The 25,542-nt window shown below is 31.2% G+C and carries 21 protein-coding genes and 1 pseudogene; 10 read left to right on the forward strand and 12 right to left on the reverse strand.

Annotated features, from left to right (window positions below; all coding sequences use genetic code 11):
• Positions 1-40 precede the first annotated feature (40 nt).
• The 6 genes from ABXT47_RS03885 to ABXT47_RS03910 all read right to left on the reverse strand — a co-directional run bounded on the left by ABXT47_RS03885 (position 41) and on the right by ABXT47_RS03910 (position 8,043).
• Positions 41-2,485 (reverse strand): GcvT family protein, encoded by a 2,445-nt coding sequence (locus ABXT47_RS03885; protein ID WP_415307830.1) that lies wholly within the window; start codon positions 2,483-2,485, stop codon positions 41-43.
• Between the two features lie 8 nt (positions 2,486-2,493).
• A complete protein-coding gene (gene ald, locus ABXT47_RS03890; protein WP_415307831.1) occupies positions 2,494-3,612 on the reverse strand; it encodes an alanine dehydrogenase in 1,119 nt (372 codons plus the stop codon).
• A 44-nt stretch (positions 3,613-3,656) separates the two neighbouring features.
• The gene (locus tag ABXT47_RS03895) at positions 3,657-5,003 is read right to left on the reverse strand and encodes an aspartate aminotransferase family protein (RefSeq protein ID WP_415307832.1); all 1,347 of its coding nucleotides are present in this window, start codon (positions 5,001-5,003) and stop codon (positions 3,657-3,659) included.
• Positions 5,004-5,111: 108 nt separating this feature from the next.
• On the reverse strand, positions 5,112-5,621 hold the full coding sequence (locus ABXT47_RS03900) for a TRAP transporter small permease (RefSeq protein WP_415307833.1): 510 nt from the start codon (positions 5,619-5,621) through the stop codon (positions 5,112-5,114).
• A 4-nt stretch (positions 5,622-5,625) separates the two neighbouring features.
• Positions 5,626-6,909: a TRAP transporter large permease gene (locus ABXT47_RS03905; protein ID WP_415307834.1), complete on the reverse strand. Its 1,284-nt coding sequence runs from the start codon at positions 6,907-6,909 to the stop codon at positions 5,626-5,628.
• A gap of 93 nt (positions 6,910-7,002) precedes the next feature.
• Positions 7,003-8,043, reverse strand: a complete 1,041-nt coding sequence (locus ABXT47_RS03910) for a TRAP transporter substrate-binding protein (protein ID WP_415307835.1) — start codon at positions 8,041-8,043, stop codon at positions 7,003-7,005.
• Positions 8,044-8,273: 230 nt separating this feature from the next.
• Between ABXT47_RS03910 and ABXT47_RS03915 the strand changes: the two genes are divergently transcribed.
• The 5 genes and pseudogenes from ABXT47_RS03915 (at position 8,274) to ABXT47_RS03935 (ending at position 14,024) form a co-directional block, all read left to right on the forward strand.
• Complete coding sequence (locus ABXT47_RS03915) at positions 8,274-9,218, forward strand: ABC transporter substrate-binding protein (RefSeq protein WP_415307836.1); 945 nt, start codon at positions 8,274-8,276, stop codon at positions 9,216-9,218.
• A gap of 88 nt (positions 9,219-9,306) precedes the next feature.
• Complete coding sequence (locus ABXT47_RS03920) at positions 9,307-10,104, forward strand: ATP-binding cassette domain-containing protein (RefSeq protein ID WP_415307837.1); 798 nt, start codon at positions 9,307-9,309, stop codon at positions 10,102-10,104.
• A 1-nt stretch (position 10,105) separates the two neighbouring features.
• Positions 10,106-12,018: pseudogene (locus ABXT47_RS03925) on the forward strand (ABC transporter permease subunit).
• A 135-nt stretch (positions 12,019-12,153) separates the two neighbouring features.
• Positions 12,154-12,996 (forward strand): glycosyltransferase, encoded by an 843-nt coding sequence (locus tag ABXT47_RS03930; RefSeq protein ID WP_415307838.1) that lies wholly within the window; start codon positions 12,154-12,156, stop codon positions 12,994-12,996.
• A 5-nt stretch (positions 12,997-13,001) separates the two neighbouring features.
• On the forward strand, positions 13,002-14,024 hold the full coding sequence (locus ABXT47_RS03935; protein ID WP_415307839.1) for an NAD-dependent epimerase/dehydratase family protein: 1,023 nt from the start codon (positions 13,002-13,004) through the stop codon (positions 14,022-14,024).
• Between the two features lie 4 nt (positions 14,025-14,028).
• Here ABXT47_RS03935 and ABXT47_RS03940 read toward each other — a convergent pair whose 3' ends face one another.
• Positions 14,029-14,904, reverse strand: coding sequence for a hypothetical protein (locus ABXT47_RS03940; RefSeq protein WP_415307840.1), 876 nt, complete (start codon positions 14,902-14,904; stop codon positions 14,029-14,031).
• An 85-nt stretch (positions 14,905-14,989) separates the two neighbouring features.
• On the opposite strand from ABXT47_RS03940, the gene ABXT47_RS03945 reads away from it, so the two are divergent.
• From ABXT47_RS03945 to ABXT47_RS03955, 3 genes are read left to right on the forward strand one after another with little or no spacing between them, the layout of a single operon-like run.
• Positions 14,990-16,039: an NAD-dependent epimerase/dehydratase family protein gene (locus ABXT47_RS03945; protein ID WP_415307841.1), complete on the forward strand. Its 1,050-nt coding sequence runs from the start codon at positions 14,990-14,992 to the stop codon at positions 16,037-16,039.
• Positions 16,040-16,864 carry a hypothetical protein gene (locus ABXT47_RS03950; RefSeq protein ID WP_415307842.1) on the forward strand — a complete coding sequence of 275 codons (825 nt, stop codon included), beginning with the start codon at positions 16,040-16,042 and terminating at the stop codon, positions 16,862-16,864.
• A 1-nt stretch (position 16,865) separates the two neighbouring features.
• A complete protein-coding gene (locus ABXT47_RS03955; RefSeq protein ID WP_415307843.1) occupies positions 16,866-17,876 on the forward strand; it encodes an Ldh family oxidoreductase in 1,011 nt (336 codons plus the stop codon).
• Here ABXT47_RS03955 and ABXT47_RS03960 read toward each other — a convergent pair whose 3' ends face one another.
• Positions 17,877-19,019: an epoxide hydrolase family protein gene (locus ABXT47_RS03960; RefSeq protein WP_415307844.1), complete on the reverse strand. Its 1,143-nt coding sequence runs from the start codon at positions 19,017-19,019 to the stop codon at positions 17,877-17,879. It abuts the gene before it with no gap.
• Positions 19,020-19,068: 49 nt separating this feature from the next.
• Here ABXT47_RS03960 and ABXT47_RS03965 point away from each other — a divergent pair, with 49 nt between their 5' ends.
• Positions 19,069-19,980 (forward strand): bifunctional enoyl-CoA hydratase/phosphate acetyltransferase, encoded by a 912-nt coding sequence (locus ABXT47_RS03965; protein WP_415307845.1) that lies wholly within the window; start codon positions 19,069-19,071, stop codon positions 19,978-19,980.
• A 63-nt stretch (positions 19,981-20,043) separates the two neighbouring features.
• Positions 20,044-21,330 carry a histidinol dehydrogenase gene (gene hisD, locus ABXT47_RS03970; RefSeq protein ID WP_415307846.1) on the forward strand — a complete coding sequence of 429 codons (1,287 nt, stop codon included), beginning with the start codon at positions 20,044-20,046 and terminating at the stop codon, positions 21,328-21,330.
• A gap of 2 nt (positions 21,331-21,332) precedes the next feature.
• On the opposite strand, the gene ABXT47_RS03975 is transcribed toward hisD, so the two are convergent.
• The 4 genes from ABXT47_RS03975 to ABXT47_RS03990 all read right to left on the reverse strand — a co-directional run bounded on the left by ABXT47_RS03975 (position 21,333) and on the right by ABXT47_RS03990 (position 25,542).
• Entirely contained in the window at positions 21,333-21,938 is a 606-nt protein-coding gene (locus tag ABXT47_RS03975) for a LysE/ArgO family amino acid transporter (RefSeq protein ID WP_415307847.1), read from the reverse strand.
• Between the two features lie 9 nt (positions 21,939-21,947).
• Positions 21,948-23,453, reverse strand: coding sequence for an ABC transporter permease (locus tag ABXT47_RS03980; RefSeq protein ID WP_415307848.1), 1,506 nt, complete (start codon positions 23,451-23,453; stop codon positions 21,948-21,950).
• Positions 23,443-24,495, reverse strand: coding sequence for a quaternary amine ABC transporter ATP-binding protein (locus ABXT47_RS03985; RefSeq protein ID WP_415307849.1), 1,053 nt, complete (start codon positions 24,493-24,495; stop codon positions 23,443-23,445). Before ABXT47_RS03985 ends, ABXT47_RS03980 begins: the two co-directional genes overlap by 11 nt.
• 84 nt (positions 24,496-24,579) lie before the next feature.
• Complete coding sequence (locus ABXT47_RS03990) at positions 24,580-25,542, reverse strand: glycine betaine ABC transporter substrate-binding protein (RefSeq protein WP_415307850.1); 963 nt, start codon at positions 25,540-25,542, stop codon at positions 24,580-24,582.

Raw genomic sequence — 25,542 nt, forward strand, 5'->3', positions numbered from 1 at the left:
CTCAATTTAACTATTTCTTTTGATATACTTCAATAAAAAGTTAAAAATATTTAACTGAACTATCTTTTAGAGGTTTAAGCTGTACTTTTACTATGTATTTTTTTTTAGCAACCTCTATATATAGATTTTTGTCTAACAACTCCTCCTTTGAAAATTTTGTATTTATATAACCAAAAGATAAGTTTTTTTTATAATTGAAAGAATAATTACCGGATGTAGTCCTTCCTATAATTGTATTTTCTAAATAAATTGGTTCTTCGTGCAATAATAAAGGTTGCCCTACAGTACTATCTTTTAAAGTGAGCATGATGAGTTTTCTATTTTTTGTTTTTTCTTTAATCTTTATTAAGTTATCTTTTCCAATAAAATTAGTATTTTTTTTATAACTAATTGCAAAACTCAAACCTGCTTCATATTGATTTTCTTCTGGTGAAATATCATGACCCCAGTGCAAAAATCCACTTTCCATTCTCATTGTATCCATCGCATGAGATCCACAATGAGATAAATTGTGGTTTTTACCTTCCTTTACTATTAATTGGTAAATCTCTTTTGCATCTTCATTTTTCAAATAAAGTTCAAAACCTAATTCTCCAACATAAGACAATCTTTGAGCCCAAACTTTTTTAGACGCAATTTCAATATATCTTCCTGTACCAAATTTAAATGCATCATTAGAAAAATCATCTTTTGAGATTTTTGAAATTAAATTTCTACTTTTTGGTCCAAAAACTCCTAAACAAACTAGATCATCAGTAATATCTTTTAAATCTAAATTGGGTGATAAATGTTTTATGATATGAGCCTTATCATGAGTTCTTGTTGCAGCTGAACTTATTATTCTAAAATGATTTTTATCAATACAAATAATAGTCAAGTCTGTTTCAATTCCTCCTGCCTCATTCAACATTTGTGTGTAAGTTGATCTACCTATTTCATCTTTAATGTTAGCTGTGCATATTCTTTGTAATTCACTGTGTGCTTGCTCTCCTTTTATTTCATATTTTGAAAAGGGAGAGAGTTCATACAAACCAACATTCTCAACTGTATTTTTTGTTTCAAACTCAACTGATGGATACCAATTTTGGTAATCAAAACTATATTTATATTCTGCTTTTTCATTATTTATTGCATACCACATAGGTCTTTCGTATTCTCCCGATACACCAAAACATGCTCCCTCTTTTTTTAATTCTTCGTGATAAGGTAATAATCTTTGATTTCTTGAAGTATTATGCTGTTTGTAAGGCCAGTGCATTCCATAAAGATCACCCAGTGTTTCTGTGACCCTTTCCATAATAAATTTTTTAGATGAATGAAATTTTTGAAATCTTTTAATATCAAGTGAAAATAAATCTTCATTCATGTATCCATTAATCATCCATTCAGCAGTAACTCTTCCCGCACCACCAGAACTTGCTATGCCGATGCTATTAAATCCACAGCATGTAAAAAGATTATTAACTTCTGGTGTTTCGCCTAAAAGATACTGAGTATCTGGTGTAAAAGATTCTGGTCCTGAAAAAAATTTTCTAATACCAGCAGTTTCTAGCATGGGTAATCTTTGAAATGATTTTTCTAGGTAAGGTTCAAAGTGATCAAAATCATCTGGAAACTCTCCAAAAGAAAAATCTTCTGGAACCACTCCTTTATCTTTAAAGGCAGGTTTTGCATTTGGTTCAAAAATTCCAACTAACATTTTCCCTGCATCTTCTTTTAAATAAAGACATGAATTATAGTCCCTTAACACTGGTAAATTTTTAGGTAGTTTGTCTAAAGGTTCTGTAATTATATAAAAATGTTCATTTGGATATAATGGAATACTCACACCAATATCTTCTCCAATTTGCCTGGACCACATCCCAGTAGCAATTACAACATATTCACAATCAATTTTACCAAATTTAGTCTGTACACCAACAATTTTTTTATCCTTAATTAATATTTTTTCAACGGGTGTTTTTTCAAATATTTGAGCACCTTCCATTTTTGCAGCTTTAGCTAAAACATTTGTAACTCCTACTGGATCTGCTTGACCATCTTCTGGCATATAAACTCCACCCAAAATATCCTTGTCATTAATTACTGGGTAAAGCTCTTTTATTCTTTCTTTAGTAACTGTTTCAACATTAACATCAAATAATTGTGCTGCTGTTGCTTGCCTTAATAATTCTTGTAATCTTTGAGGTGTGCTTGCAACTGTAATTGCCCCATTTTGTTTTAAACCAGTCGATAAGCCAGTTTTTTTTTCTAATTCTTTATAAAGATTTAATGAATACTTTCTAAGACGTGTAATTGTTGAAGACGCCCCTAATTGACCAACAAGACCTGCTGCATGCCAAGTTGTACCCGATGTAAGCTGATCTCTTTCTAATAATACAGTATCTTTCCAACCATATTTTACAAGGTGGTAAGCAACAGAACAGCCTGCAACACCTCCTCCAATCACAACAACTTTTGCATTGGTTGGAAGTTTTTTGTCCATGAATAATCTTAGCTTATTATTGCTTTCTCTGGAGCAACAAATTCATGTCCAAATACATCAGCTACTGCTTTATATGTAACCATTCCTTTATGAACGTTTAGTCCAGCCAATAAATGTTTGTCTTCACTTAAAGCTTTTTCATGCCCTTTGTTTGCAAGTTTGACTAGATGAGGAAGCGTTGCATTATTTAGGGCTATTGTTGAAGTTCTTGGAACTCCGCCTGGCATATTAGCTACACAGTAATGAACAACATCGTCAACTATATACGTTGGATCACCATGAGTTGTTGGTTTACTTGTTTCAACACAGCCACCTTGATCGATTGCAACATCAACTATTACAGATCCTCTTTTCATTAATTTTAACATTGATTTAGTAATCAGTTTTGGAGCTTCAGCACCAGGAATTAAAACACCACCAATTAAAAGGTCAGCTTCTGCCACTAATTTATTTAAATCAATTTTATCACTTTGTTCTGGAATAATTTTATTTCCAAACATTTCAACTAATTTTTTTAATCTTGCTTCAGACTTATCAACAATATGGACTTTAGCTCTCATGCCTGTTGCTATCACTGCTGCATTTTCACCAACAACACCCCCACCTAAAATAACAACTGTTCCACCTTCAACTCCTGGAGCCCCACCTAATAAAAGGCCTCTACCATTTTGATTTTTTTCTAAACAATGTGCTCCTGCTTGAACAGACATACGTCCAGCAACAGCACTCATAGGTGCAAGAAGTGGCAGTCTTCCATTATCATCAGTGACTGTTTCGTAAGCAATGCAAACACCTTTAGATTTAATTAAACCTTCTGTTAGTTCTTTTGCTGCTGCTAAGTGTAAATAGGTATAGACGATCTGATTTACTTTAATCATCTTAACTTCGTCTGATTGAGGCTCTTTTACTTTAACAATAATATCTGCATCATTGAAAATATCTTCAGCTTTATCAATTATTTTAGCACCAACACTTGTGTATTGTTCGTTTTCAAAACCAGCTTCAAATCCACCATTGTTTTCAACTAAAACTTCATGACCTTCTGATATTAAAGTCTTAACACTATTAGGAGTTAATCCAATACGATTTTCTTGGGGTTTGATTTCTTTAGGTACGCCTATTTTCATAACTTACTTTCCTTTTTTGCAAATACTTTAATTAAATAAAGTTTTTAGTTTTTTTGATTTTTTTGATAGTTGGTAATACCAGTTCTTAACTTTTCAACAATTTCATCAATATGTTTTTCTTCACAGATGAATTGAGGAGCTATAATTAAACAATCTCCTGTAGCTTTAAAATTAACCCCAGCTTCATAACATGCTTTAAAACATTCGTAACCAGCTTTACCTGGTTTAGTATTTAGTTTCATGTCAATACCACCCATCATTCCATATCCTCTAATATTATCTACTGACTCTAAATCTTGTAAAGAGAATAATCCCTTTTGGAAATAAGGAGCTAAATTTTTTGCTCTATTAAAAATATCATCTTTTTCAAAAATTTCTTGCACTGCAAGAGCAGCTGCTACTGCAACTGGAATTCCTGAGTAAGTATAACCATGAAATAATTCAACTGCACCTGTTGGTGAAGCATCCATTACTGCATCATAAATATAATCACTACATGCAACAACACCCATAGGTACAACACCGTTTGTTGTAGCTTTAGCCATTGTCATAATATCTGGAGTTACACCAAATTCATCTGCACCAAATTTAGAACCTGTTCTTCCCCACCCTGTAATTACTTCATCAAAAATTAAAAGTATTCCATGCTTGTCACAGATCTCTCTTAGTTTTTGTAAATATCCTTTTGGTGGAACTAATGTTCCAGTTGATCCAGCAATCGGTTCAACAATACAAGCAGCTATATTTTCACCGCCAAAGTTTTGACAAATAGTTTCTAAATCATTTGCTAAATAGTCTCCAGTTTCTGGTTGACCACTTACAAATTTATGTTCTGGTAAATGTGTGTGTCTAATGTGTTGGACACCTGGCATTAAAACACTTGCAAATGTTTTGATGTTGTTAACCATTCCTCCAACTGAAATACAGCCAATGTTCATTCCATGATAACCACGCTCACGCCCAACAAATCTAAATCTTTCTGCGTGCCCTTTTGCTCTATGATAAGCAACAGCAATTTTAATTGCAGTTTCTACAGCTGTAGATCCACAAATTGTAAAAAACATTTTATTTAAATCACCTGGTGTATGCTTTGAAATTTTTGTAGCTAGTTCAAACGAACCACCAAAACCTTGTTGAAATGGTTGTGCATAGTCTAAAGTTTCCAATTGTTTTGTAACAGCTTCTGTAATTTCTCTTCTTCCATGACCTAGTGGATTACAAAATAAACCTGAGCTCGCATCTATTTGTGTTTTTCCATGGTGAGTTTTTAAATAAACCCCTTTAGCCTCTGTGATTAATCTAGGGTTTGCTTTAAAATCTTTATTAGATGTAAACGGCATCCAATGTTCATTTAATGAATTAGGTACTGAAGTTCTGTTTTCTGAGCTCATAAGATTTATCTTAATTTAGTTATATTTCGATTCATAGACTAAATAGTTCTGTTTAACAAATTGATTTTTACTATGCATAGTACATGTTTGGCAGGCACATTTAAAGAATTAGACCTTTTTCACAAAACTAATAGCAGCACCAATAGTTGTCAAAAATCCAGCTAGCGGCAAGATTGCAACTGCATATTTCTTTGGCATATAATTCTCTTTGAACTCAATACCTTGAAAACTAATTTCAAAATACCACATTTCCCAATACTTTCCACGCATACCCTCTACAAGTTCAAATCCATAAATTATCAAGACTATACCAATTGCCATAATCATAAGTTTCCAGAACTGGCGTATATATAGCGACAGTCTATTTGGTAATTTTTCATAAATTAAATTTAAAGCTATGTGTTCATTATCTCTGGCTGTCAGAGAAAGTGCTATAAACATCAACCAAATATTACTTAATACTGTTAGCAGATCACCCCAAACAGGAGGGTTGTTAAATACATATCGCATGATTACGTTATAAAGGGTGAAACCAACCATCGCAGCCAAAAGGAGTGAACAAATAGCTTCTAATGTGCGATGAATAAAACGGTCTATGTTATTAAAAAATTTTAACATATCACTAACTACTCAATAGGTTTGGAAGAAACATGGTCAACTCTGGAATAACGAGGATAAAGAATAAAAGTAAAAACAATCCAATCAGATAAGGAATTAACGCAACAGCCACCTTTTCTAGACGCACTTGCGCTATTGTTGCAGCTGTAAAGAACGCAACACCAACAGGTGGTGTGACTGATCCTATTAAGAAGCCAACTATTACAACGATAGCCGCTTGTATCTCAGGAAAGCCAGCTTGAGCCATAACATTAACTAGTACTGGGCCAACTATGATAATGTTTACCGCGGAGTCCATTACCGTTCCAAGAAGAAAAATGAATAGAATCAAGGCTAAAATAAAAATAATGGGGGATCCCGTAAGGCTTAGAAGCCAGTTTTCAAGTTCACCGATTGCACCTAGTGAAGTAAGTAACCAACTGAAAGGTCCCGACGCAGCTATGATAATAAAAACCATTGCCGAATTACGGAATGCCCGACGAAAAGCACCAGTGCAATCTTTCCATTTAATAGTTCGATAAACGAATACACCTGTAAATAAAGCAACCATTGCTGTGATGGCTCCAGCCTCTACAACCGATGCAACACCACCCATTACTGAACCCACTAAAACCACAGGTATCAGAAGAGCGAACGAGGATCGATATAATTCTTTACTAGCTCGACGTATCGAAAATGGTTCATCACTGCGCTCGAAGTTATATTTGATTGCGAAGTAATGATTGATTATCATGATCACAACGCCTATCAACACGCCTGGAATAATCCCTGCTGCAAATAGTGATGCAATCGAAAGCTCAGTCGAGTTAGCAAGTACAATCATCATGATACTAGGTGGAATTATGCCTCCTATGGTGGAGCTTACTCCTGTAACCGCAGCCGAAAACGCAGGAGGATAGCCAGCTTTTTTCATAGCTGGTAATACTAATGCTCCCACTGTAGCTGTATCTGCTACCACGGAACCATTCATCCCTGCAAAAAACATACTCACAAGAACATTAACTTGGGCCAACCCCCCTCGTACACGTCCAATTAATGATTTGCTCAAGGCTACTAATCGGTCAGTAATCGTGGCACTTGTCATTAACTCACCTGTCAACATAAAGAACGCAATTGCAGTTAATGGAACTGAATCAATAGCATTAAACATTTGACTAGGAATTAAAATAAGAGGTACAGCGTCCGTAAATAGAATATAAACAAATGGTATCATTATTAATATGAAGCCAATGGGAGCACCTAATAAGATTAGAAAAAGGAGTATTCCAAGTAGAATGATACTTTCCATAGTTACTTAAATGTTATGAATTGTTTTAGGTAAAGATCATCTAGTTCTAAAAATTGAGCTAAATGATCTTTACAAAGTTTTTTGTTGAACGATTTAAAGTGCCCCAGCTTTCTCTAACTGAGCTACAAATCCATCCATTCCTTGTTCTAGAAGTACTCTTTTAGCTACCTCTGGTTCAAACGTACCCTTGGCTTTTACCCAAGCACCGATTGCACCTGCTCTCCATTTAGACATTTCCGCATCAGATGGAACATACCATTCTTTCACAGATGCTTTAATTGCATCTTCTCCATTCTTAATCCAAGCGTTATCTAACTGGTTTACTTTTTCTCCATACGCATCAGCAGCCTTGTGTAACCATTTCTTCTCTTGAGAAGATAGAGCATTATACTGCTTTGCGTCCATTGCTAGAATATTTCCAGACCACATGCCGCCAATCTCAGTAAAGTATTTTGCAACTTCATGAAGTTTTGCTACATGCTGCCAAGGACTAGCAACATACTGACCTTCAACTACACCCGACTGTAGGCCTGAGTATAACTGACTCCAATCATAAGGTGTTGGAGTTGCACCCCAATTTTTAACTAGCATGAACTCAATTGGACTCTTAGTAGTACGCCACTTTAGACCTTTCATATCATTAGGAACGTGGACTGGTTTAGTTGCATTTCCAAGCTGTCTGAATCCACCGCTTGAATATACAGAAAGGCAAATATGGCCTGAATTCTCAAGTGCTAATTTACACTGTCTTTTTGCAAGCCATTCATTTGATATTCTTTTCGCATCTTCTAGTGATTTAAAAATGAAAGGTAAATCAAAAATTGCTAACTCTGATCCGAAATTACCATAGTTTGCCGTAGAACTAGTCCAAAGGGATATAAGTCCTTGATTGGCTTGTTCACCACATTTCTGTTCAGCACATAAACTTTTTTGATAAAATGGTTCGATTTTCATCTTACCACCAGAGGCTTTTGCCAAAGCCGGCATCAATGCTTGATCTATAGCGTCACCGATTGGCATACCCAATCTACCAGTAGTCCCAAGCTTAAGAGTTGTCTCAGCAAAGGCTGCTTGAGCAAACAAAGCAATTGCAAACCCTGTGAGTAGTGTCTTGTAAATTTTTTTAATAAACATGTAACAAATCTCCTTATAATTGATTAAACATAGTCCGAATAATCTATGATATAGCAATCTATATTAATAGAATTATTTTTACCTCGTTCTGATCAAAGAATATATTACAACTAATGATTGAAAATTTAATCATTAGAAATGCAAATATGGAATATATTTTGTTTTACATCACGCCTAAATTGAATTTAAATATCAATAATTTAATTAAATTAATAACAGAGGGAATAATAATGAAAAAAATAATTGGTTTTATTCTTGGTACAGTAGTTGCTCTTAGCTTATCTATGTCAGTTGCGAATGCAGCCGCTAAAGAAGTTAGAGTTGCATTCTTTTTAGAGTGGCCTACTCCAAACCAAGAAGACAAAGTTAAAAAAATGTTTGATAAAGCACTAGGTGTTCCAGTTAAATGGACTAACTTTTCAAATGGTGGTGCAATGACTGACGCTATGTTAGCTGGAGATATAGATATCTCTTACTCACAAGGTTTAGTACCATTTATTAATGCTGTTAAATCTAAAGCACCTTTGAAACTTGTTGACGTTGCTATGGAATACGGAATGGGTGGTACAACTTGTGTTACATCTAAAGCTTCTGGTATTACATCAGCGAACGGTTCTGAGTTAGAAGGCAAAAAAGTTGCAGTTCCTCTTGGAACTATGGCTGAGTACGTTTTTGATGAAAGTATGAAAGTTGTTGGTGCTGATAAAAGCAAAATGACTGTTATTCAAATGGACCCTGAAGAAGGTGCTGCTGCACTAGTTTCTGGTGACGTTTCAATGGCTTGTTTGTTTGGTGGTAACTCTATTAAAGCAGCTTTAACTGTTGGTACAAGATTGTTAACAGTTCAAGCAGCTCGTGATGCAGGTATCAAAGGTATCGATATTACATCTGTTACTGATAAATTTATGAAAGAAAACCCAGGAATGTTGAGAACTTTCATAGAAGTAACTCATGAGGCTAATGCTAGATACGCAGCTGGCAAAAGTGATATGAATGTAATCGCAAAAGATGCTGAGATGAAACTTGGAGATATGAAAGAAACTTTAGGTGGATTTGTATTCTTGAATGCTGCAGATACTAAAAAATCTATGGAGTCAGGTGGAACTCTTGATGGTTTCTTAAAAGGAATGGGTACTCCTAACGGAGCAGTAGATACTAGCTTTTTACCTCTTTAATTTAGAGAGTAAGATAAAATTAGATAGGCGCCAATTTATTAAATTGGTGCCTATTTTTTTAAATAAAATTTAATATAAATTTATTTTTATGAGTGATTTAATTTCTCAAAATCTCAACATGATCTTTAAAACTCCGAAGGGAGAAACTGTTCATGCATTAAAAGATGTAAATTTCACACTTAAAAAAGGAGAACTTTTAACTGTTCTTGGACCTTCTGGATGTGGAAAAACTACTTTACTAAATATTACAGCTGGCTTTCTTAGACCAACTTCAGGAATAATTACTCTTAACGGAAATGAAATTAACGGCCCTGGTGTTGAAAGAGGAATGGTTTTTCAACAAGGTGCTTTATTTGAATGGTTAACAGTTGCTGAAAATGTGGACTTTGGTTTGAGAATGAAAAAAGAAGATCCAATTAGAACAGCAAAAAAAGTTAACGAATGGTTGAATATAGTTGGCTTGCAAGGGTTTGGAGATACACCAACTTATCAATTATCTGGGGGTATGCAGCAAAGAGTTGCTCTTGCACGATGTTTAATTAATGACCCAGATTTAATTTTGATGGATGAGCCTTTGGGAGCACTAGATGCACTAACAAGAGAAAAAATGCAGTCGTTAGTTTTAAAAATTTGGAAAGAAACTGGAAAAACAATTATTTTAATTACCCACTCGGTTGAAGAAGCATTGTTACTTGGTGAAAGGTTATATGTAATGGCACCAAGACCAGGTCGTATACATAAAGAATATAAGCTGCCCTTTGCCACAATGGGGATAGATGGTGATTTAAGAGAAATTAAAAAAACTCAAGATTTTGGAAGTAAAAGAGAAGAGATTCTAACCATGATTTGGAACATGGAAGAAGAGATCATGGGCAAAGATATTTAATATGCTAACAGGAATTATAACATTTTTAATTATCTTCGCCGTTATAGGTTCTATTCTTTATGGATTAAAATTAGCTAAAACTGAAAAAATAGATGCTGTTTTCGGGAACCCTGAAAGAGCTAAAGGTGGAACTCACTGGATTATTGTTGGAAGTAGTTTTTTATTAATAGCATGGCTTTATTATTCATGGGATTTAGCAAAGTCTTTTTATCCTCAGTCTGCTAATGAACTATGCCAAGTTGCAAAAGTTAATGACTCGATGCTTTCATTAAAGTATTTGTTTCCAATAAATGAAAGGGAATTTAAAAGTACTTCAATTATTAAGGCTGAGAATAGAAATATTGAAAAATTAACTAATGAAATTAGAAATTCATCAGTAATAAGAAATCAAGATAAAGATAGGCTTTTAGGCTTTATTCAAAAAACTAAAAGAACGATTCCATTGTTAACTAATGAGGACCTTCTTGAAAATGAAACAAAAATTAAGATCAGTGAACTAACTAATAGAATAGCTTGGTTAACAGAAGATTTTCAAAAGATAAGTTATCCACCAATAAAAAGTATTGAAGAAGAAAATGCGAGAATTGAAGCTTTAAAAATACAAGGTGGATGGGGATCTTCAGGAACAGCTGTAGAAAATACAATAGAAATTCCAACTATTCCTGAAACAAAAAAAGGATTAAAGTTTGATGCTGCAGCAAAAGAGTTAACTTTAATTAGTGATGATTTTTTCAAATTAAGAAATCATAATTCACAATACAAATCTTTGATAAAAGAAATCAAAGATGAAATAAAAAAATATAGATCAGAGCTAGATGACACTCAAGGGGTGGCATCAATATTAGCAAAAGATGTACTTAAAATTGCAAGAAGAATTGAGTACGCAAGCATATTTCCTCCAAAAACTCTTGATGCTATGCAACAAGTAATTTTAGAATTTGATGTTATTCAAAAAAAAGAACAAGGAAGTTTAAGATTAATTGATATATTTTTATTTCCTACTGGAACAATAATTTCAAGTGGTCCTAATTGTTCAGAGCAAGGTTCTGGTAGATGGCTGCCTAAACCATCAGATACTTTGAAAAAATTTACACTTTTATTAAAACCAAGTGTTGGATTTAAAAATATTCCTCTGATTTGGTATGAAATGATGGATGTTAGTAAAGTTGTTGGTTTTATTTTACCAGATTGGATAGCAGATATTGTCCCTGGTAAATATCCAGTTCATAGTGATGACGGAACTGTAAAATCAAATTTTAAAAGTAAAGTTTTTAATGTTGTTACTGGTGAATTCAAGTTATTCAAAATACCAGTACCTATGGGTCACATATGGGATTCTTTTTAAGAGTATTCTTAGGCCTAGTGCTTGGAATAATATTTGGTGTACCGCTTGGTTTATTGATGGGGTTAAATAGATTTGCTAAAGGATTTTTTGACCCATTAATTGAATTATATAGACCTGTACCACCATTAGCTTGGGCTCCATTAGTAATTACTGTATTTGGAATTGATAATGTTGGAAAAGTATTCTTACTATTTATGGTCTCATTTTCAATTATGATCATCTCTGCTAGAGCAGGAGCATCTGGTACTCAATTATCAAAAATTCATGCTTCACACTCGCTTGGTGCTTCGAAATGGCAAATATTAAGATATGTAATTTTTCCAAACTCATTACCTGAAATCTTAACAGGTGTTAGAGTTGCTGTTGGAATGTGTTGGGGAACTCTGGTTGCAGCAGAATTTTTAGCAGGTACTACAGGTATAGGATTTGTTGAAAATGTCGCTAAGAAATACTTCCAATACGAAGTTATTTGGATCACTATTTTTGTAATGGGGATGCTTGGTCTTTTGTTTGATATTGCTTTAAGAAAAATAATTGACAAAACAATTCCATGGCATGGAAAAGGCTAATCAAAATTTGTTAAAATATACAAAAAATTATATCTCTTTTATATCTATTTCTAATAATGGTTTAAAATTAAGTAGCTTGAGAAAAAGATAAAATCAATTTTAGACAATTAAACAAAATTGATTTAAAAACAAATCATGTTAAATGAAAAAGTGACAATTTATATTCCAGCTTATAATGCGGAAAGTACAATTACACAATCAATCGAATCTATATTAGGTCAATCAATTAAATTTGACGAAATAATTGTGATTAATGACAACTCAAACGATAATACACTAAAAAAAATAAATGCTTATTCTGAAATTAAAATAATTAATAATAAAAAAAATAAGGGCCTAAGCATATGTAGAAATTTAGGCTTTGAAAATTCAAAAAATGAAATAGTAGCCGCAATAGACTCTGATGTTGTCTTAGATAAATATTGGCTTGAAAGTATTATTTGTCATTTGAAGAACAATATAGTTATGTGTGGTGGAAATTTGATAGAAAAATATATTCAAAATAGATTTAATAAATGGAGATCCATTCACTACAAGCAAAATTGGGGTAATCGTAATTTATTAAATCCTTCGTTTTTATTTGGATGTAACACAATACAAAAAAAAAATTTATGGAAAGAGATTGGTGGTTACAATCAAGAACTTAGATCAAATGGTGAAGATGTTGATTATTGCAATAAATTAAGTAAACTAAATAAGTACAATTCATTTTATAGCTTTGAAGCAAAATGTTATCACTTGCAAAATGATGATCTCAATTCATTATCTAATAGAGTTTGGAGATATCATTCATTTGGATACAAGATTAAATCGCCATCTTTTTATAGATTAATAAAATTAACAATCAAACAACTAAAATTCTTAATTAAAAGAGTAATTTTTGACTCTTTAAAATTTAATTTTAATTTTTGTTATATACATTTTTCTATTTTTATTAATTTTATTAAATTAGAATTTAAACGTGTTTTAGAAAAATGAGAATTATGAATGTACTAATTACAGGTGGATGTGGTTTTGTGGGTACCAACATTGCTCTATATCTTAACAAAAAGGGATATAAAATTTCCTCATTAGATAATCTTTCAAGAAAAGGATCAAAATATAATCTTAAATTACTTAATGATGTAAAAATAATTAATTATAGGTACAATATTTTAGATTCAAATAAGATTTTAAAACTTAAAAAATTTGATTTAATTATAGATTGTTGTGCTGAAGCAGCAGTTGAAGTATCCAAAAAAAAAATTGATAGTGTTATAGAAACAAATTTAATTGGAACAATTAATGTATTAAAAAAAGCTAAGAAAGATGCATCTAAAGTAATTTTTCTATCATCTAGCAGAGTGTATCCAATTCAAGACCTTAATAATCTCATTAAACAAAAAGTAATAAAAAAAGATATTCTTATTAAAAAAATGTTTAATGAAAACTCAAATACAAATGGTGCAAAAACTATCTATGGTGTTACAAAATTAGCTTCAGAAATGTTTATAGAGGAATTTTCTTATGCATTTGGGATTAAATATATCATAAATAGGTGTGGTGTAATTTCTGGTCCCTTACAATTTGGTAAACAAGATCAAGGATTTATAAGTTTATGGATCTGGAGACACATAATTAAAAAAAAATTAAATTATATAGGTTATGGTGGTTATGGAAACCAAGTAAGAGATGTTCTTCACATACAAGATTTATGTGATTTAATTTATTTACAAATTAAAAAAATTAATAATAAGAACAATACAATCTTTACTGTAGGTGGGTCAAAGAAAAGTTATACATCATTAAAAAATTTAACTAATCTTTGCCAAATAATTACCAAAAATAAATTAAAGATTTCAAGAGTTTCAAAAACATCGATATATGATATTCCCTATTTTATTACTAATAATAAAAAAGTTTCAAGAGTATATAATTGGTCACCAAAAAAAAATATTATTGAGGTCGTGACAGATACATATAACTGGTTAATTAAAAATAAACCAAATCTTAAAAAATACTTTTAACAAACTAGTCAAACCATTCTCTATATTTCTCTTTGTTATTTCTTAAATAATTGGGTAAATCATCCTCATTTATATTGGAAAGTTTCGTCTTTGAAAATCTTTTTTCAGATCCAGATTTAGCAGAATGATTGTAGCCAATTGTTTTATTATTCAAGTCATCTTTAATTTTATCAATTGAATAATTTTGACTTATATAATCTGCATAATTTTCATCATTTAAGTATTTTCTCTCTAATTCATCTGCTGTTTTGAGATTGGAAAAATGCCAACCACCATTATCAACCAATTTAACGTTTTTATATTTATTTTTTGAAAATAAAGTGTCTATTCTAAAATAATTATATTTTTTATTTTTGATATTTCTTAACCAACTTATTGTTTTTAAATTTTTAATTTTACATGCTTTTGAACCAAACCATGAAACATTTGGCAGAGATAAATTAAATTTAAAATAAAATAATTTTTGTTTAAAAATGATAATATCATTTTTATTTTTATTAAAATCAATATCTTTAAGATTAGGAATTTCATCATTATCACTATGAATTATATAATCATCTTGATTAAAATTTTTTAATGAATCTTGTATAAAATTTCTTTGGTGTAAAATTCTATTGATACTATTATTTCTTATATTTAAATAATCATTATTATCTATTTTTATTATATTTTCTGGTTCTTTATCTAAAACTAAATGAATAATTTTATTCTTAAATTTAGGATAATCACTAGGATTAAAATTAATTTTTTTTTTTCTTCCTGTATGGGTAAATGTTGATTCTGATACTATAAAATAATCAACATAGTCATTTAATATATTAAATCTTATTTCCATCATCATTTTTTCTTCAAAATAAGTTGTTGTGTCAATAATTTTCATGTCTATAAATTAATAATTAGTTGTATTTATATTTTTATATATCAAAATACATTAATAATAATTAAAAAATATTAATAAAATTTTTATGTCTATTGTGCTAATAACAGGTTCAAGTGGTTTGGTTGGTTCAGAATCAGTAAATTTTTTTTGTAAAAAAGGATTCGATGTTATAGGCATCGACAATAATTTAAGAAGTTTTTTTTTTGGTAAAGATGGCTCAACTGAAAATATTAAGAATGCTCTCATCAAAAACAATAAAAAATTTAGTCATTTTAATATAGATATAAGAAATTATAAAAATTTAGAAAAAATTTTTAAAAAATATAAAAAAAATATTTCTTTAATAATACATTGTGCCGCTCAACCTTCACATGATTATGGAAAAAATTTTCCTATTTTAGATTTTAATGTTAATGCTACTGGTACTTTAAATTTATTAGAATTAACTAAAAAATTTTGTTTTGACTCTCCTTTTATTTTTATGTCAACTAATAAGGTCTATGGTGATAATCCAAACAAACTTAATTTAATAGAAAAAGATAAAAGATGGGAACTATCCAATAAAGATAAAAACTTTAAAGGTATTAATGAAACATTTTCAATTGATAATTGCACGCATAGTTTTTTTGGTGTTTCTAAAACTTATGCTGATTTAATTGTCCAAGAATATGGTAAAAATGTTGGCTTGAAAACAGTATCCTTCAGAGGTGGCTGTATTACAGGGCCAAATCATAATGGGGCAAGACTTCATGGCTTTTTATCATACTTGGTTAAAATTTCTCTAACCAAAAAAAAATATTCGTTAATTGGATATAAAGGAAAACAGGTTAGAGATAATTTGCACAGTAAGGATTTAGTTAATTGTTTTTGGGAGTTTTTTAAAAAACCTAAATTTGGTGAAGTGTATAATATTGGTGGTGGAAGATTTTCTAACTGTTCAATATTAGAAGCAATAGATATAGTTGAAAATTATTCTAAAATTAAGATTAAAAAAAAAATTATTAAACAAAATAGAATAGGAGACCATATCTGGTATATATCTAACATAAGTAAATTTAAAAAAGATTATCCAAAGTGGAACCAAAAATATAATACAAAAAAAATTATAGAAGAATTAATCAATAATTATAAATAAATGAATTTATCAAAATTTACATATGCATATGAACGATTTGGCTTTGTAGGTTTTTTAAATGTATTGTTAGGTAAGATCGGTATAAAATTTAGGCTAGACAATCAATTAATAAGATTAATCTCTTATCATTCTAAAAGAGTAGAAAAATTAACAAAAAAAATTATTATTGGTGGATTTTATAAGGGTACAAAATTAAATTTAAATAAAGGATGGAGTAGACTTGATGGAGCTTCAAAATACCTAGGATTATACGAATACGAAGTACAAGATGAAATTTCAAAAATACAAAAAAACCGAACTATAAGAAAAAAATATTTTGTTAATATTGGAGCTGGCGATGGATTTCATGCATTGGGGTTACTAAAAAAGAAATACTTTAATAAAGCAATTTTATTTGAAAAGGATACTCAAGCATCTGATTTATTACTTACAAATGCCAAAATAAATAGATTAAAAAATAATATTGAGCTTTTTAAAGAAGCAAAGATAAACTTTTTAAATGATTTCAGTTTGACCCATAAATTAAAAGATTGTCTTTTTTTAATTGATATAGAGGGTGATGAATTTAAACTGCTAAATGCCAAAAATTTAAAATTACTTAATAAATCTATATTGGTTATTGAAATTCACGATTTTTATCAAAATCCTACTCCTTTAAAGAAAAAATTGAAAAAATACTTTAAAATAAAAACTGTAACAACCGGAATGAGGGATTTATCAAAATATAAAATTTTAAATGAAATACATGATAATGAAAAATGGCTGGTAGTAAATGAAGATAGACCAAAAAAAATGGAATGGTTAATTTGTCTTCCAAAAAATTGAGATGAAAATAAATTCTTTAAAAAACTTAATTAAAAAAATATTTATTTCCCATAAATTAACCAAAAATCATGCAAGTATTTGTGCTGAAGCATTAATTAATGCTGAATTAGTTGGTGCGCCTTCTCATGGTTTATCTAGATTAAAAATGTACTGTGACCGTATTTCTAAAAAAATAATTAATCCTAAGGCTAAAATAAAGGTTAAAAAAATTTCTCAATCAATTGCTCACGTTGATGCTAATAATAGTATTGGTTTTGTTGCAGCAGATACTGCTATTAAGACAGCAATAGGTAATGCTAAGAAAACTGGTATTGGCTTAGTTGCAGTTAAAAATAGTGGTCATTATGGTTTGTCTGGTTATTATGCAGAGCAAGCAGTTAAAAAAGGTTTAATGGTTATGGTATTTACTAATGCACCTCCAGCAGTTGCTCCTCATGGAGCTTTAAAAAGTTTATTTGGTACAAACCCTATTTGTTTTGGAACTCCAACAGGATCTAAAGTTCCTTTTATTTTAGATACTTCAATATCAATGATTAATAGAGGAAAAATTAGAGTTGCCGCAAGAGAAGGAACAAAAATTCCCGAAGGTGTTGCTTTAGATAAATTTGGTAAACCGACTACTGATCCAAAAAAAGCATTGGAAGGTGTTCAATTACCAATAGCTGGTTTTAGAGGTTCAGGATTAGCTTGGATGGTTGATATTTTAAGTGGAGTGTTAACAGGTGGTAATCATGCGGGTAGAGTTAAAGATCCATTCACTGATTTTAGTGGTCCACAAAATATTGGTCATCTATTTTTTGTTTTAAAACCTAATTTGTTCGTAGGTAATTCTTTTAATAAAAGAATAAAAGACAATATCAAAACAATTAAAAAACTTCCCAAAATAAAAGGTGTTAAAGAAATTCTTTATCCAGGACAAAGTAAGTTCAATAGATTTAGAAATAACCTTAAAAAAGAAATTACTATTTCTAAAGCTGTTCTAAAAGACTTAGAATATTTACAAAATATTTAGCTAACGAACTGTTCTTGAGAATTTAATAAGATCATTTATTAGAAGGTCTGGTTCCTCAAGAGCAGCAAAGTGACCTCCCCTTGGCATTACTGTCCATTGAGTAATGTTAAAAATTCTATCTACATAAGATTTTGGAGGCCACTCAGACATTTCAGCTGGAAAAATTGCTGCAGCTGTTGGTATTTCTATTTTTTTAAAGTCATTAGGAAAAAAACGTCCTCCCTCTTCTCTTCTTCCATAATAAATCCAAGAAGCTGTATTAAAAGTTTTTGTAACTATATAAACCATAATATTTGCTAACAAAGTGTCCTTTGAATAAGCACTTTCAATATCACCATCTTTTAAATCAGACCAAGAATACATCTTTTCAATAATCCATGCTGCAATACCAACAGGACTATCCATCATTCCATAACTTAATGTTTGTGGTTTTGTTGCTTGTTGAGTTCTATAGCCATCTTGCATAATTTGATCTTTATCAAATCGATCTTGCCATTCTTGTTCTTCTTTTGATTGTGTTCCATCTGGATGACGCATTGTTAAACAATTAATATGTATTGCCTTACATGATTTTGAATGATCATAACCAATCCAATTAGCAATAGTTGCTCCCCAATCTCCGCCTTGTGCCATGTAATTTTTATACTCAAGGTTTTTTGTCATTAGTTCATTTAATATCTCAGCTATTTTTCTTGGACCAATTGGCTTAGATGGTCTACCTGAAAATCCAAAGCCAGGTAAAGAAGGCACAATGACATCAAATGCATCCTCAATGTTTCCACCAAATTTTTCTGGATGTGCAAGTTTTTCAATTATATGTAAAAACTCTAAAACTGATCCAGGCCATCCATGCATAAGGAGTAATGGAGTTGGGTTAGAGCCACTACCCTTTTCATGAATAAAATGCATTTCCATGCCCTCTACAGTAGTTGTAAAATTTGAAAATTTATTTATTTCTGCCTCATGTTTTCTCCAATCAAAATATTTGATCCAATAACTGGTGATCTCTTTCATATAATCAAGGTTACTTCCATAATTCCAGCCACCATCGTCTGGCATTTCATGCCATGGGTAATTCTTTACCTTAATATAAATTTCTTGAAGTGTTTTATCAGGAATATTTAGTTTAAAGGGCTTAATCATTATTAATTTACAGTATATACTTTTTAAAAATTCAGACTAAATATACCTCATGCTTTCAAATAAAGAAATTGTTTGTCCTAATAACTTGTTAGATCAAGCTCATAAAAAAAAAGGTGTTAATGCTGCAATTGTAAATGCAGGCCTTCCTTTACCTATGCTTTCAGTTCAAGATGCTGTTAAAGAAAACTTAATTAAACCTATTTTTATAGGGGATAAAAAAGAAATTCTTAAATGTGCTGAGGATTTGAAATGGGACATCTCTTCGTATGAGATAATTCATGAACCTATAGAAAACAATACAGCAGCAATAGCCGCCAAACTTGCTAAACAAGATAAAGTAAAGATTATTGTAAAAGGTCATATCCATACTGATGTTTTAATGAAAGAAGTTTTAAAAAGAGAATATGATTTACTTGGAAAAACTAGACTTAGCCACATATGGCATATGACAAATACTAAAGATGACAAGCCTCTTATAATTACTGATGGTGCTTTAAATGTTTTACCTAATATAAAAACAAAAATGCATATCTTAAGAAATGTAATTAATTTTTCAAATCGTATAGGAATTGAAAGACCAAAAGTTGCAGTCCTATCAGCGACAGAAGAAATTTTAGATAGTGTGCCAAGCTCTATTGAAGCAGATGAGATTACAAAGCTTGCAAAAAAAGATGATTTAAATGCTGATGTTTTTGGTCCCTTAGCATTTGATAATAGTATTTCAAAAAAATCTGCTGCAATAAAGGGTGTTAAAAATATTGTAGCTGGTGATGCAGACATATTACTAGTTCCAAGTGTTGAGACTGGCAATAGTTTAGTTAAAATGATGATTTACTTTATGGGAGCTTGTGCGGCTGGTGTTGTAGTGGGTGGTAAAGTTCCAATAGTAATTACTAGTAGATCTGATGAAGCACAAGCTAGATTGGCCTCTATTGCAGCTGCTGTTGTTGCTTTAGACTAATTCTTCATTGAAATAACCACATTAATGTTTTAAATAAAGCTTCAAAAATTAGATAAGGAAACAATGGCTATAACATATTTAAAAAAATCACCTAAGACATCATCAACAGACGACACTAAAACAACTGTAATTGTTCAAGATTTATTAAAAAATATTGAAACTACTAAAGAACAAGGCTGTATCGATCTTACAAAAAAATTTGACAAGTACGATGGTGATATTATTGTTTCTAAAGAAAGAATTGAAGAAATTAAAAAAACATTAGATCAAAAAACAAAAGATGATGTTCAATTTTCATACGAAAGAGTTAGAAAATTTGCCGAAGCACAATTAAAAAACTATGGTCAAGACTTTGAGGTTGAACTCTCAGATGGATTGTTTGCTGGTCAAAAGTTGATACCAGTTAACACAGCTGGATGTTATGTACCAGGAGGTCGTTATGCACATATTGCATCAGCTGTTATGAGTGTAACTACAGCTAAAGTTGCAGGTGTAAAGAATGTTATTGCCTGTAGCCCTCCAAAAGAAGGTGTGGGTGCTCATCCAACAATTATTTATACAGCTGACCTATGTGGTGCTGATGTAATTTTAAATTTAGGTGGTGTTCCAGCAATTGCAGCAATGACTAATGGTTTATTCAATAACCCTGCAGCTGATATTATTGTTGGTCCAGGAAACCAGTTTGTAGCAGAGGCTAAAAGAATTTTATTTGGAAAAGTGGGTATTGACCTGTTTGCAGGCCCTACTGAGATTGGAATTATTGCTGACGCTAAAGCTGATCCTGAGATAGTAGCTGTAGATTTAGTTGGTCAAGCTGAACATGGTTATAACTCACCTTGTTGGTTATATACCACAAATAAAGAACTTGCTGAAAAAGTAATGAAAAGAGTTCCAGAATTAATTGCTGAGTTGCCAGAAGTTCCAAGAACAAACGCAGATGCTGCTTGGAGAGATTATGGCGAAGTTATTCTTTGTGACACTGATGAAGAAATGGCAACTATTAGTGATGAGTATGCTCCTGAGCACTTAGAAGTTCAGACAGAAAATTTAGAGTGGTTTCATAAAAGACTTACAAACTATGGTTCTTTATTTATTGGTGAAGAAACAACTGTTGCTTATGGTGATAAATGTTCAGGAACTAACCATATACTTCCAACTAAAGGTGCAGGAAGATACACTGGTGGATTATTTGTCGGTAAGTTTGTTAAAACTTTAAGTTTTCAAAGAATGACAAAAGAGTCTACTGAGTTGGTTGGTGCTGCAGCAGCAAGAATTTCTAGATACGAAGGAATGGAAGCTCACGCAAGAACAGGTGACGTTAGACTCAAAAAGTACGGTTATTCTAACTAAACTTAAATAATTTCCATTAGTACTGTTAAAGCCAACATAGACATGAAAAGAATTATCAAATAATTGATTCTTTTCCATACTTTTGCACTCTTAAGATATTTAGAAAAATACTTTGAAAGATATCCTAGTATATAAAAAAATAGTAATGAAGCAATAGCTGCTCCTGCACCAAAGTAATACTTATCAACTTGACTAAGGTTTTTGGAAAAATTTCCTAGGAAAAATACAGTGTCTGAATAAACGTGAGGATTTAGAAAAGTAAAACCTAAAGTTTTAAGTAAAATACTAGGTAAATTATTAGTTTTATTGTCTATATTAAATGAAGCATCTGAAACCTTAGTTCTAATTTTTCCCCAGATAAAATGTAATAAAAATATTAAGAGTAAAATATTAAAAATTAACTCAACTGTTGGGGTAAAATAATTATCTAAATATTGAAATAAAAAAATTCCTAAAAAAATTAATATTAAATCAGATATTGAACAAATTAGACAAACAAGAAATATATATTGTTTTTTTAATCCTTGCTCTATGACAAATATATTTTGAGCACCTATTGCTAGAATTAAACTTAATCCAGTTAAAAAACCTAATATTAAATAATCCATTAAGTTTTATTAAACTCTTTTTTTACCCTGAACAACCCTATCAAGTATCAATGCAACAAATAAAATAGCTATACCTGCAAGTATACCTTGACCAACATTAGCATATTGTAATGCTTCAAGAACATCTTGGCCTAAACCTTTTGCACCTATTAAAGATGCTACAACTACCATAGCTAAACTTAACATTACTGTTTGATTCACACCTGCTAAAATTGATGGTGTGGCTAGTGGTAGATCTACTTTTCTTAATAAATACCATTTAGTTGCACCGTATGCGATAGCTGCTTCTCGAATTGTTTCTGGTACTCCACGTAACCCTAAGACTGTAAGCCTTACAACTGGTGTGCCACCAAAAATCATTGTAATGATTACTGCCGCAACCTTTCCGGTTCCAAAAAATGCTATTACTGGAATCATAAATACAAAAGCTGGCATTGTTTGCATGAAATCCATTATCGGTCTAATTAATGAATAAAATCTTTGTCGTCTTGCACAGAAAATTCCAAGCGGAATACCTATTGCTATACTTAAAATTGCAGCAGTTCCTAATAAGGCAAGTGTTGTCATTGCTTTAACCCAAAAACCTAAAAAACCCATATAACATAAAAATCCTGTTGAATAAATTGCAGCTCTTGGCCCTGCTGATAAGCCTGTTAAAGTGACAATTGCAGTTATAATTACAATCCAGGGAGTTTTAACAAACAATAATTCTAAGAAATCTAATACGGACCTAATACCAATTGTTATAGCAGTAAAAATTAAATCTCCTTTAACAACTGCATAATCAAAAATAATTTCTATCCATTTAATTGAGAATAGTCTTATCTCAGGATGGGTTGGAAATGTATCCATTACCTGAAGTAAGCCCGGGAAACTATAATGGATAACTGTAAAAATCATTATAATAGAGGTAAATATACTACTGTAAATATAATTTTTCATCTGCATCCCTGGATGAATAGATTTATCGGATAACCATTCAGAATATTTCTTTTCTAAAATTGAATTCGCCAAAACACCTTGAACAATCTTAACTGCTATCAATAAAATAAAACCAAAAATTGCAATCCATATTGCTGATGCTTCTACTCTCGTAATTTCATCTAGATAACCTTGCATAGCATCCTCTAAAGATTTTATATTTCTTTTAAACACATCAATTTTATCTGGATTATTTTCTATCGCTGCTTCTAATTGTTTATTCCTAAATGCTATAGTGCCTTTAACTTGCTCAACTTTAGCAATGGCATCTGACGTAATATTGCCAAATAAACCTCTGATTATTTGTACTACTGAAAAAGTTTCAATAATTAAAAAAGCTAAAGTCCAATTCCAAACATTGCGCATTCCAAACCAAATTGGCCCAAATATGAATGCAAATAAATTAAATGAAAATGAGTAAGTAGGTTTGCTACCAATTTTTTTAAACTCTTTAATATAATAGTCTGGATTACTTTTTACAAAGTCAGTAATCAGTTCATTTCTAGAAGGATTTCTGATTGCTTTATTCTCCATCACTACCCTCTACAACTGCCTTAAGCAAATCTGCCTGAGTTATTATACCAATGTTTTTATTTTGATTATTGATCACTAATATTGGTTCATCTTTAATGGAAGATTTTTCTATTAATTTATTTAATAAAATATTTTCATGAACACTTTCTAAATTTTTACCTATCAATCCAAATTCCTTCTCAAATTTTTCTACAGGCTGCATGATAGATTTAGCTTGAACAATCTTTAATCTTGATATTCCCTTAACAAAGTCAGCCACATAATCATCTGTTGGTTTCATGACTATTTCTTCTGGTGTTCCTATTTGGATAACCTTTCCATCTCTCATTATTGCAATTCTATGACCTACTCTTACTGCTTCATCTAAGTCATGAGTTATAAATACTGTTGTCTTTTTCATTTGTTTTGAAAGTTTGATAAATTCTGCTTGAAGCTGTCTTCTAATTAGTGGGTCTAGTGCACTAAATGGTTCATCCATTAATAAAACATCAGGATCCGCTGCTAAAGCTCTTGCCAATCCTACTCTTTGTTGCATTCCACCTGATAGTTCATGAGCAAATTTATTTCCCCACCCCTGAAGCTCTACGATATCTAAAATTTTATTAGCAGCATCCAATCTATCATTTTTACTGATACCTCTTATTTCAAGTGGCATTGCTATATTGTCTAATACTGATCTGTGAGGCATTAAAGCGAAGTTCTGAAAAACCATACCAATCTTTTTATTCCTTAGATCTTGCAAACTTTTTGTATCAAACTTCATTACATCTGCATTATTGATCAAAATTTGACCTGAAGTTGGTTCTAATAATCTATTGATATGTCTTACTAAAGTAGATTTACCACTTCCAGAAAGACCCATTACACAAAAAATCTCTCCTTTTTTAACGTTAAAAGAGACGTCAGATACACCAATTACTGAATTATATTTTTCTAAAGCTTCTTGTTTTGAAATATTTTCATTTTGAATGGCATTTAATGCTTCTTTGGAATTATTACCAAATATCTTCCAAACATTTTTTATTTCAATAGCTGAGTCCATTAGATCCGTTCGAAAATTTAATAATTTTTTTTAAGAGAAATACCCGGCAACAAATAAAGCTGCCGGGTAAAAATTTAACTTAACTTAAAGTCCTAACCAACCATCAACTTTAGATTTATTGTTTTTCATCCATGTTCTAGCAACATCAGCTGGTTGTTTTTTTTCAACTGAAATTTGGTAGGCCATTAATGAAACATCATCTGCTGATAATTGAAAATTCTTAAAGAAATCAACAATTGCTGGAGATTTTGCTTCTAAAGAAGTACCCCAACCAATCTGAATTTGCTTAAGAGCATCTTTTGATGCAACATAAGATTTTTTGTACCAGTCAGCATCTTCTTTAGGTTGAACCATTTTATATTTAGCTTTATCAAATTTAGGTTCTGTCAACATTACAACATCAGCCATTCCCCAAATCGCATGTGGCTTGTAACAATAAAATGCATAGCCTTCACCTTTTTTAATTGAGTCAAGTACTCTTGCATTTTTTACAGCTTCAGCAGCTCTAATAGGTTCAATACCCGCATCATATAAACCATAATCTCTAAGTTTAACTTGGTTTACATTTGCAGAAGCCCAACCATCAGCACCAATCCAAAACTCACCTTTACCATTTCCATCACTGTCCATTGCTTTAACAACTTCTGGTCTAGCCAAATCTTCAATTGCTGTAATATTCATTTTTTTAGCAAATTGTTGAGACACACAATATCCTTGGTTTCCCTCATAAGGTTTTGAACTTAACTTAAGAGTTCCTTTAGGAACTAGATCGTTAGTATAAGCCTGTTGATTAGGTAACCAGATATCAGGGTGAACTTCTATTTCACCTTTACTTCTATCAATTGCACCATAGATCGCAGTATTGTTTCCTGGAACTAATTCTGCTTCTCCACCCATCTTATCATTAACAACTGCTGCTAATAAATTTGCAATAGCTGTTGCACCTGTCCAACCTGGATCTCCTATTTTAACTTTCTCAGCAAATGTTGAAAAAGTAGCAAATAAAGAAATTAAACCAGCTACAATTGTAGTTTTTATTATTTTCAT

Source organism: Candidatus Pelagibacter sp. Uisw_099_02, from assembly GCF_047727625.1.
Taxonomy (GTDB): Bacteria; Pseudomonadota; Alphaproteobacteria; order Pelagibacterales; family Pelagibacteraceae; genus Pelagibacter.

What these genes read in the sequence shown, in the direction of transcription:
- ABXT47_RS03975 (WP_415307847.1), bottom strand. Translation starts at nt 21,938, where the DNA reads ATGGATTATTTAATATTAGGTTTTTTAACTGGATTAAGTTTAATTCTA.
- ABXT47_RS03960 (WP_415307844.1), bottom strand. Translation starts at nt 19,019, where the DNA reads ATGATTAAGCCCTTTAAACTAAATATTCCTGATAAAACACTTCAAGAA.
- ABXT47_RS03965 (WP_415307845.1), top strand. Translation starts at nt 19,069, where the DNA reads ATGCTTTCAAATAAAGAAATTGTTTGTCCTAATAACTTGTTAGATCAA.
- ABXT47_RS03910 (WP_415307835.1), bottom strand. Translation starts at nt 8,043, where the DNA reads ATGTTTATTAAAAAAATTTACAAGACACTACTCACAGGGTTTGCAATT.
- ABXT47_RS03950 (WP_415307842.1), top strand. Translation starts at nt 16,040, where the DNA reads ATGAATTTATCAAAATTTACATATGCATATGAACGATTTGGCTTTGTA.
- hisD (WP_415307846.1), top strand. Translation starts at nt 20,044, where the DNA reads ATGGCTATAACATATTTAAAAAAATCACCTAAGACATCATCAACAGAC.
- ABXT47_RS03935 (WP_415307839.1), top strand. Translation starts at nt 13,002, where the DNA reads ATGAATGTACTAATTACAGGTGGATGTGGTTTTGTGGGTACCAACATT.
- ABXT47_RS03905 (WP_415307834.1), bottom strand. Translation starts at nt 6,909, where the DNA reads ATGGAAAGTATCATTCTACTTGGAATACTCCTTTTTCTAATCTTATTA.
- ald (WP_415307831.1), bottom strand. Translation starts at nt 3,612, where the DNA reads ATGAAAATAGGCGTACCTAAAGAAATCAAACCCCAAGAAAATCGTATT.
- ABXT47_RS03885 (WP_415307830.1), bottom strand. Translation starts at nt 2,485, where the DNA reads ATGGACAAAAAACTTCCAACCAATGCAAAAGTTGTTGTGATTGGAGGA.
- ABXT47_RS03920 (WP_415307837.1), top strand. Translation starts at nt 9,307, where the DNA reads ATGAGTGATTTAATTTCTCAAAATCTCAACATGATCTTTAAAACTCCG.
- ABXT47_RS03895 (WP_415307832.1), bottom strand. Translation starts at nt 5,003, where the DNA reads ATGAGCTCAGAAAACAGAACTTCAGTACCTAATTCATTAAATGAACAT.
- ABXT47_RS03985 (WP_415307849.1), bottom strand. Translation starts at nt 24,495, where the DNA reads ATGGACTCAGCTATTGAAATAAAAAATGTTTGGAAGATATTTGGTAAT.
- ABXT47_RS03945 (WP_415307841.1), top strand. Translation starts at nt 14,990, where the DNA reads ATGTCTATTGTGCTAATAACAGGTTCAAGTGGTTTGGTTGGTTCAGAA.
- ABXT47_RS03980 (WP_415307848.1), bottom strand. Translation starts at nt 23,453, where the DNA reads ATGGAGAATAAAGCAATCAGAAATCCTTCTAGAAATGAACTGATTACT.
- ABXT47_RS03900 (WP_415307833.1), bottom strand. Translation starts at nt 5,621, where the DNA reads ATGTTAAAATTTTTTAATAACATAGACCGTTTTATTCATCGCACATTA.
- ABXT47_RS03955 (WP_415307843.1), top strand. Translation starts at nt 16,866, where the DNA reads ATGAAAATAAATTCTTTAAAAAACTTAATTAAAAAAATATTTATTTCC.
- ABXT47_RS03990 (WP_415307850.1), bottom strand. Translation starts at nt 25,542, where the DNA reads ATGAAAATAATAAAAACTACAATTGTAGCTGGTTTAATTTCTTTATTT.
- ABXT47_RS03930 (WP_415307838.1), top strand. Translation starts at nt 12,154, where the DNA reads ATGTTAAATGAAAAAGTGACAATTTATATTCCAGCTTATAATGCGGAA.
- ABXT47_RS03915 (WP_415307836.1), top strand. Translation starts at nt 8,274, where the DNA reads ATGAAAAAAATAATTGGTTTTATTCTTGGTACAGTAGTTGCTCTTAGC.
- ABXT47_RS03940 (WP_415307840.1), bottom strand. Translation starts at nt 14,904, where the DNA reads ATGAAAATTATTGACACAACAACTTATTTTGAAGAAAAAATGATGATG.